Genomic DNA, 8,010 nt, shown 5'->3' on the forward strand with positions numbered 1-8,010 from the left:
CCTCCTAATAAAAGCTAGAGTGAATCGTCACCCTCATTTTTAATTTTTTGTTCCTTTGCTCTATTTTCACGGTCAATTAGTCGCTTACTGCGTCTATCTTCACTTTTGTCACGACGATTATCCTTTTTGTATGAACCTCTTTTATTTTCGAAGCTTCTATTTTTATCTCTAGGTCCATCTTTTTTTCTATCTTCATTCGGCTTGAACGGTTTCTTTTTAAACGGCTTTTTATCCTTCGAATCTTTATTGTTCCATTTTTTATTCTTATCGAACTTTTGCTTTTTATTCTCAGGTTTTTTGTCAGACTCTTCGTCTTCGAGACTTTCAGTAAAATCTTCTTCAACGACTATTTCGCCAAACTCTTCTTCTTCATTTTTTAGTTCTTCGGCTTCATCGATCTTGTCCACCTTTTTAAGAGGACAATTACAGCCATTCTTTTGATTCGGTGCTTTTTGTTCATATATTTCATCTGAAAGTTTAAAAACTGATTGTGAATAACTTCCATCTTCACTTTCAAGTGAAACTGTAATCTCATCTGTCAAAACATTTACATATATAACAGTTCCCGGTCCCTTCGGAGTCATAACTCTAGAACGAATCTTCGGCATTTCAGAAATTCTCTCTTGGTAAAATTCCTGTTCATAGTTTAAACAACAAAGAAGCCTTCCGCACATTCCGCTGATCCTCGAAGGAGTCAGTGCAATATTTTGGTCTTTCGCCATTTTAATTGTAACATTGTTAAAGTTCGACATCCAACTTTTGCAACAAAGTTCGCGACCACATTGACCGATTCCGCCCAAAATTTTTGCTTCATCGCGAACCCCGATTTGTCTAAGTTCAATTCTCGTTTTATAAAGATACGCAAGATCTTTTACAAGCTCCCTAAAATCGACTCTATCGTCGGCAGTAAAGTAAAATAGCAGCTTGTGATTATCAAATGTATAGTTGCAATCCGTTAGCTTCATCGGTAGTTCATGTTTTTTTATAAGCTCTTTACACTCTTCAAAAGCCTCGGTTGCCTTGATGACATTTTCTCTGTATCTTTCCTTGTCCTCTTCGGTTGCAACCCGAATTACCGGTTTTAAATTAATAGTTTCTTCCCCATCCGGCACTTCAGTTGTCATCTTCGCACAAAAACCCATTTCTTTTCCGCGAATTGTCTCGACAATAACCGCATCGCCAAGCTTTATATCATAATCACAGCTATCAAAAGTGTAAATTTTTCCAGCCTGTCTGAATCTTATTCCAACTACATTCATTTGTTCACCTCCTTCAATTTATTTGTAACTTCTAGAAAAGTAAATTTGCTAGAAGCAGTTTTTTGTTGTAATTTCCGGCATACAGTTTCGCAGTCTTATCGAGTCGTCTCGATTTTTCAATCAAATAATCAATAGAAAAATCATAATGCTCATTCAAATACTTTGAGAGAGCGAGTTTCGGCTCACCACCACTTCTTTCAAGAATCATGTCGGATAATATTTTTTGTGTATACTCAGTATATATTATTAGATTTACATAAGATATTTCTTTCCCCTCGAGAAATGCGTCACCTGTTGAAAGAATTACATTTTTTGCAAAGGCATTCATCACCTTTGTGTCAGCATGAATAAACGAATCTGCTTTCTTTGCACTTCCGTCTGCAACCGAAAGAATTTCTTCGGTAATATTCGGAAAAATTTCTCGCATCTCTTCATCTTTCAAATCCTGAAAACGAATATTTGTAACACGACTTCTTATTGTCGGAAGAAGTTCTTCAAAATCTTTTGTGATCAAAATAATAAACTCACCTTTAGGCGGTTCTTCGAGAATTTTCAGAAGTGCATTTTGTGCATTTTTATTCATATTTTCTGCATTATCAATGAGAACAGCCTTTTTTCCGCCCAAATAACTTTTGATTCCCGAAAAATTTATAAGTGCACGAATATCATCCGCTTTTATCATTTCATCCTCTTTTTCAATAAGAAACAAATCCGGATTCTTTATTATATCATCAGACTCTGAAATTCCCAAGAGTTCTCTTAAAAAAGAAAGAGCCACAAGTTTTTTCCCTGTGCCCTCTTTCCCACTAAATGAAAGGGAGAGGCCGTCCCGAGACAGAAGCCCCGAAAGCACCTCCCTTTCTCTTTTATGACCGACAATCGCCATTAAATTCTTACAAATTGTTCAACATCAACTACGAAAACAGTAGCCCCGCCAACTTTTACTTCTAGCGGATATGGGATGAATGCATCTCCCGGCATCGTCACTGTTAAAAGTGATGTTGTAATTTCTCTTTGTTTACAATTCTTTTCTATTATGGAAAGAACTTCATCTTTCTCGTCGTTTTCAACTCCTATTAAAAGTGTCGTGTTTCCGGCTTTTAAAAATCCACCGCTTGTTGAAAGACGTGTCAATCTGAATTTTTTCTCTGTAAGTTCATCTACCAACGGATTTGCATCGGCATCTTGAACTATAGCAACTAATAACTTCATGCTTCTTCCTCCTTTATTAATTCCAAAATATATTGTCTAACTTCTTCTAGAACTTTTTCTTTGTTCATAGCTGCGTTCACAACCTTTGAATTACGACCTCTTGAGAGTTTCTCATAGCCTCTGAAAACAGCACGATGGAAACTTTCATTTCTCATTTCGAGTCTGTCAAAGCCCCTCTCGCTTTCGATTCGTCTTAGACCCTCTTTAAAGTCTAACATTAAATAAATCGTTAAGTCAGGTCTATAACCATGAAGACAAAAGTCGTTTAAATCTTCAACCCTCTCCATACCAAGTGCAAGTCCTCCACCTTGATATGCAATGCTTGACGGAAGAAATCTGTCTGCGATTATCAAATCATATTTTGGCAAATCCTTTTTGAGCATCGAGTAGTTTTCACATCTCATCGCCGCAAATAGTAGTGCTTCCGTTTCCGGTTCTATGACCGTGTCATTATCAAGCAATATATTTCTTATTTTTTCTCCAACATAACTTCCGCCCGGTTCTCTGAAATATTTAACCCTCAGATCCCTCGGCAAAGTTTCTTTTAGACCGTTTATGACGGTTGACTTGCCTGTGCCGTCCGGTCCTTCTATTACTATAAATTTACCCATTAATTCGAATTCTCAATAATATCATAGTAGTAAGGATTTTTCTTCCCTACATCCTTGTATGTCTTATAAATTGCAATGTTTTGATCTATGTCGTTCTTGTCAATTTTAAAACCTCTTACCTTTGTCATAAGAGCCGCAACTTCATCACGTCTTATTGCTCTGTCCGGATTTTTCACATTTTCGAGTCTTTTAAGCCAACCTTCAATGAAAGCTTTTTGCATAAATCCTCGACTCCAATGTTTTTCCGGAACACCGACTGTGTTACCGATTGCTTCTCCAATATTTTTGAATCGAGCCAAAACCGTAATTGCTTCCCCAAGAGTGATATTGTCATTTGGTCTCATGTTTCCAAACTCGTCACCTTTCATAAACCCGACTTCCTTAGCTTTTTTCATAACAGCATCATACCAAATTTCACTCTTGTCGAAGTCCACTTTCATAAGTCTCAGAACAATTGTCGCAAATTCCGCACGATTAAGATTGTCCGCAGGTCTGAAAAGTTCGGAGCTGTCCCCTACAAAAACAGGATTTTTTTTCATTTCAGATTTGTCTATGCCGAAATTGTCTATAAGGCTTTTGAGCTCATCAACTTTCAAGTTGTTTAAATCTATTTTCATCATATAGTCCTTGAGAGCCTTTACAGCTTTGTAATAACCTGGTCTGTCCTTGTATCTTCTTATAAGTTCCTCAATTTGGTAGATGTATTTGTTTGCAATCTCCTTGATATTAAGTTCCTCTTCATCTCGCTCTTTGCTTTTAAGCGTTTCGTCAGTTTCACCCTCCGCAAGTAGTGACGGCATAAACATAAAGAAAAGTCCGGCAATCATTGCGGCAGCAAGAATAATAGCCAAATATTTTGCAAGTTTTCTCGCAAATTTATTGCTCATTTAATTGTTTCCCTCCCTACTTTTTAACCACGCATCCATGATTTCCATAGACTTTACAGTCATCTCATGAGTAGTACGTGGTAAAATTGTGTGATTCAATTTAGATTTGTCCTTGTAAAAAGGCACAAGAGAATTGTATACCTTTTCGTTAAATCTTGCAGGCACGATTATATCTTTGTCCCCATCAATCATCAGAATATCACGATTCTCAAGTTTCGACAAATGCTCACTCGGACTATAATATCTAATAGTATCCTTAATTTTCTTTAAGGCCTCGTCATCATTAAAAAAGATTTTGTTGAAATATTCGCTCAAGGCTTCATAGTCGAGTGTACCGTTAAACATTACAAGCTTTCCGAAAGGAATTTTTACAAATGCCCCGGCAGCCGCCATCGCTCCCATTGAATGTCCACAAAATACGATATCATTCGGAGAAAAACCCTTCTTTTCACAGAGATAATTTATCAAATCCGGACTTTCGGTAATCGTTTTTACAAGAATATCCCAGAAATTTATATCCGGCTTTTCATAATCAGGATTGCACTCGTCCGCCCTTAGACCATGACCCGAAGCATCCGGTAAAAGCACATAGTATCCGAGCGAAGAAAGAATTCTTGCTCTGAATAAACTCTTCTCCTTTGAAGAGCTGAAGCCGTGATAATAAATAATAGCCGTCTTCGCCCTTTGAATCGGCGTAAGTTCCGTAAGAGGATTTCCATTTATCTTTATTTCAAATTCCAAAATTCTTCACCTCCAAATGCTAGGACCAATCGACAGGAGTTCTGCCGATTTTTTGAAGTCTGTCATTGACATTTTTAAAAACATTGCTTCCGAAAAAGCCTTTATATGCGGAAAATGGCGACGGGTGTGCCGCAGTCACAATATTTTCCTTGTGCTTTATGAGAGGCGTCTTGTCCATTGCCTTTCTTCCCAAAAGTAAAAACACAACATCATCTCTCTCGCCAAGCTTTTCGATAACAAAATCCGTAAAGCGATTCCAATTCAAAAAATCATGGCTCATCGGCTCGCCCTTTCTCACAGAAAGAGCGGTGTTTAAAAACAAAACACCGGTTCGAGCGACCTTTGAAAAATCTGTCGTTTGAGGATGATGACCAAACTCATCGTCCATCTCTTTAAAAATATTCATAAGACTTGGCGGAACCTTCATTCCCTCATTTACAGAAAAACTTAACCCGTTTGCCATGCCCGGCGTGTGATATGGGTCCTGACCCAAAAATACGAGTTTGACATCTTTAAAAGGCGTCAAATAAAACGCACGAAAAACCTCATCGGATGGTGGATAACATCTGTGAGTTCTGTATTCCGTCTCGAGCTTCTGCAAAAGTTCTAAAAAATATTCTGTTTCTGTAATAGGCAAAAGTGTTTCATGCCAATCGTTTCTAAATATATTCATATATATATTTTATCACAATGACTATTCTTCTTCAAGTGACAAATGAAATAAACTATGCTATAATTTATATACTACAATATGATTTGGAGGAGTAATAATATGAAAAATAATGATTTTATTCTTTTCGCAAAAAAGAATAATGGAGAAATTAACGGAATGACCTGTGGATGGGTCACAGACGGAATACTTTGGAATAAAAATGTGAAGATGGTATTTGTTAGAAAATCACGTTACACATACGAATTTTTGATGGACTCCGACCACTTCTTCACCGCAAAGTTTGACGACGAAAAACTTTTGAACTACTTTGGTTCAGTCACCGGAAGAGATGAGGACAAAATAAAAAAATCCGATCTTAAAATCGTCTCGGAAAACGGAAGAGAAAAAGTAGAAGGTGCGCTCGAAAATATTTATATGAGAAAGATCGCAGTATTTGATTCAAGCAAAGCTGAATTTCTTGACGAAGAAATTTCAAAAAAATTCAGAGAAGATGAAGATGCTCACATGATATTCGTTGGGGAAATTTTATAGAGGACATAAAGTGCAGAAAGATAATATAAAAACTTATAGATCAAACGAAAAACTTATAAAATATTTCGGCTCGAAATATGAAATGCGAAGAAAGCTAATGGCAATAGTCATTGGAAACCTGATTTTCTCATTCGGCGTAAACGCATTTTACACAACGCACAAATTCCTCTCCGGAGGAATCGGCGGTATCTCCGTCATGCTTCAATACATCACAGGCATCGCCGCAGGTATTTCCGTCTTCTTCCTAAACTTGCCGCTCTTTTTGTTCGGACTTAGAACACTTTCTAAAAAGTTTTTAACCTACGCATTCATCTCTACAATCATACAATCCATCACGATGATAATCTTTAAAGAAGTCGGTAACTTTATAACTTTCAAAGATCCTATGCTCTCAGCAATCGCCGGCGGTATAATAAACGGAACAGCAATGGGAATACTCTTTAAAAACGGATGCTGTCAAGGTGGATTTGACATTGTGGCGGCAGTAATGAAGAAAAAGTACAATATGCAAATTGGTTCAGCACTACTTCTTTTAAATGCAGTTGTTATCTCAATTGCAAGTTATCTATTCGGAATTGACAAAGGGGCGTACACCATAATCGCAATGTTTATCTCATACAACGTGCTCGATAAAATTCAAATGTCGAAGGGCAATTTAAAGAGCGTCACAATCATCTCAGGAAAAAGTGAAGAGATTCGACAAGCGATAAACCTTCGAATGAGCCGTGGTGTCACAGCACTTAAATCAGTTGGTGGTTGGAGTAAAAAAGAGGGACAAGTTCTTTACCTCTATGTTGAAAGAAGTGAGATTTCAATTTTAAAAAGCATAATAAATAAAATCGATAGCGATGCATTTATAGGAATCAGCAACGTGGAAGAAATTCGCGGAAGAGGGTTTAGAGGCGCGGATATCGAATAAAGGTCATAAAACGTACAAGATTTTGTACGTTTTTTATTTGCAGTTCTTTTTGCGAGAAACACTTGATTCATATTTTAGTCGTTGCGACGTACTTAGCAGTACGCCTCACTCCTAAAATATTTCATCTAAGTGTTTCTCATCGAAAAGCCCTCGCAAATCACAGTATTTATGAATGTATGTTAGGACTAAATTGCGATAAACTTATGATGATGTATGATTTTTGTACGCAGAACGTAGCGGCGACCAGTTTTTTTATCCATCGAACAGAAATCTTCGATTTCGTCGTGAGATGAGATAAAAAGGTGTATCGCCGCCAAGGGGGAAAATTGGTGGGGGATATTTTGTTAAACACAGAATGATGGCTGTGGTTGAATATGATATTGATTTTTGAATTCGATATTTTATGGACAATGCTTTGTTGGTAATGTTCTACGAAAATTGGTCGGCATAACTGGCGGGAGGACACACAGTGCCGTCCCGCTACGGCACGTTTGCAGACATATACAATTAAAGAATTTATCGGTGCAGAAAATATTTGTATGCAATATTCTGGTTCTATATTTTATACACACAGCGTTGTTGGTGATAAACCATATTCCATATACACAAAAACAATGATTACCGTTTCACATATTGACACCGCAATTTGCGATGATAATTTGATGAGAAACGGTTGTATGGAGTGTTTTAGGAGTGAGGCATATTGAAAAATATGTCGCAGCGACTAAAACACGGAATCGACCGTTTATCGCAAATTAGCGCGCAAATAACCCCCACCAATTTGCGAGGATATTTTGATGAAATGCGCCGCAAACTCAATTTTTGATTGCGCAGGTGTGCTCAAGTGCACTCCGAGCAATCAAATAATTGAAGTTTGCAAGCAGGTCGCAAAATAGACCGCAAATTAAAAAGGCTCTTTGTCAACAATGGGGGAGGCTTGCATAAAAACAAGCCTCTCTTTCATTTAAAAATACACATTATCAGTAAAACATAACTACTAAAAATAACTCTGTTCAATTTCTCGGATTTTTTGCATGGCAAACAAAACCCCTAGGGGTTTTCGCCGCCGCTGTTACATATTCTTTTCTATTTACACATCAAAAATATTCTATTCCTAAAACTATCGAAGTTTCTAAAGCCGTAGCTTATTCTTTTTAATGTTTTTATTTTTGTATGC

The 8,010-nt window shown here is 37.2% G+C and carries 10 protein-coding genes; 2 read left to right on the plus strand and 8 right to left on the minus strand.

Annotated elements, in window-relative coordinates:
* Positions 1-14: 14 nt before the first annotated feature.
* From C7381_RS08060 to C7381_RS08090, 7 genes are read right to left on the minus strand one after another with little or no spacing between them, the layout of a single operon-like run.
* Positions 15-1,259 carry a PSP1 domain-containing protein gene (locus C7381_RS08060; RefSeq protein ID WP_116480564.1) on the minus strand — a complete coding sequence of 415 codons (1,245 nt, stop codon included), beginning with the start codon at positions 1,257-1,259 and terminating at the stop codon, positions 15-17.
* A gap of 31 nt (positions 1,260-1,290) precedes the next feature.
* Positions 1,291-2,145 carry an AAA family ATPase gene (locus C7381_RS08065; RefSeq protein WP_116480565.1) on the minus strand — a complete coding sequence of 285 codons (855 nt, stop codon included), beginning with the start codon at positions 2,143-2,145 and terminating at the stop codon, positions 1,291-1,293.
* Positions 2,145-2,471, minus strand: coding sequence for a cyclic-di-AMP receptor (locus tag C7381_RS08070; protein ID WP_116480566.1), 327 nt, complete (start codon positions 2,469-2,471; stop codon positions 2,145-2,147). The genes C7381_RS08065 and C7381_RS08070 overlap by 1 nt, the downstream gene beginning before the upstream one ends.
* The gene (gene tmk, locus C7381_RS08075) at positions 2,468-3,082 is read right to left on the minus strand and encodes a dTMP kinase (protein ID WP_116480567.1); all 615 of its coding nucleotides are present in this window, start codon (positions 3,080-3,082) and stop codon (positions 2,468-2,470) included. Before tmk ends, C7381_RS08070 begins: the two co-directional genes overlap by 4 nt.
* Complete coding sequence (locus C7381_RS08080) at positions 3,082-3,969, minus strand: S-layer homology domain-containing protein (protein ID WP_116480568.1); 888 nt, start codon at positions 3,967-3,969, stop codon at positions 3,082-3,084. Before C7381_RS08080 ends, tmk begins: the two co-directional genes overlap by 1 nt.
* The gene (locus C7381_RS08085) at positions 3,970-4,710 is read right to left on the minus strand and encodes an alpha/beta fold hydrolase (RefSeq protein WP_034548084.1); all 741 of its coding nucleotides are present in this window, start codon (positions 4,708-4,710) and stop codon (positions 3,970-3,972) included.
* A 19-nt stretch (positions 4,711-4,729) separates the two neighbouring features.
* Positions 4,730-5,383 (minus strand): uracil-DNA glycosylase, encoded by a 654-nt coding sequence (locus tag C7381_RS08090; RefSeq protein WP_116480570.1) that lies wholly within the window; start codon positions 5,381-5,383, stop codon positions 4,730-4,732.
* Positions 5,384-5,482: 99 nt separating this feature from the next.
* On the opposite strand from C7381_RS08090, the gene C7381_RS08095 reads away from it, so the two are divergent.
* Positions 5,483-5,914 (plus strand): flavin reductase, encoded by a 432-nt coding sequence (locus C7381_RS08095; protein WP_116480571.1) that lies wholly within the window; start codon positions 5,483-5,485, stop codon positions 5,912-5,914.
* A gap of 10 nt (positions 5,915-5,924) precedes the next feature.
* Positions 5,925-6,833, plus strand: coding sequence for a YitT family protein (locus C7381_RS08100; protein ID WP_116480572.1), 909 nt, complete (start codon positions 5,925-5,927; stop codon positions 6,831-6,833).
* A gap of 1,086 nt (positions 6,834-7,919) precedes the next feature.
* Here the strand turns inward: C7381_RS08100 and C7381_RS08890 are convergent.
* Positions 7,920-8,000, minus strand: coding sequence for a hypothetical protein (locus tag C7381_RS08890; RefSeq protein WP_425433148.1), 81 nt, complete (start codon positions 7,998-8,000; stop codon positions 7,920-7,922).
* Positions 8,001-8,010: the final 10 nt, after the last annotated feature.

It is taken from the genome of Ezakiella coagulans, from assembly GCF_003096635.1.
Classification (GTDB): domain Bacteria; phylum Bacillota; class Clostridia; order Tissierellales; family Peptoniphilaceae; genus Ezakiella; species Ezakiella coagulans.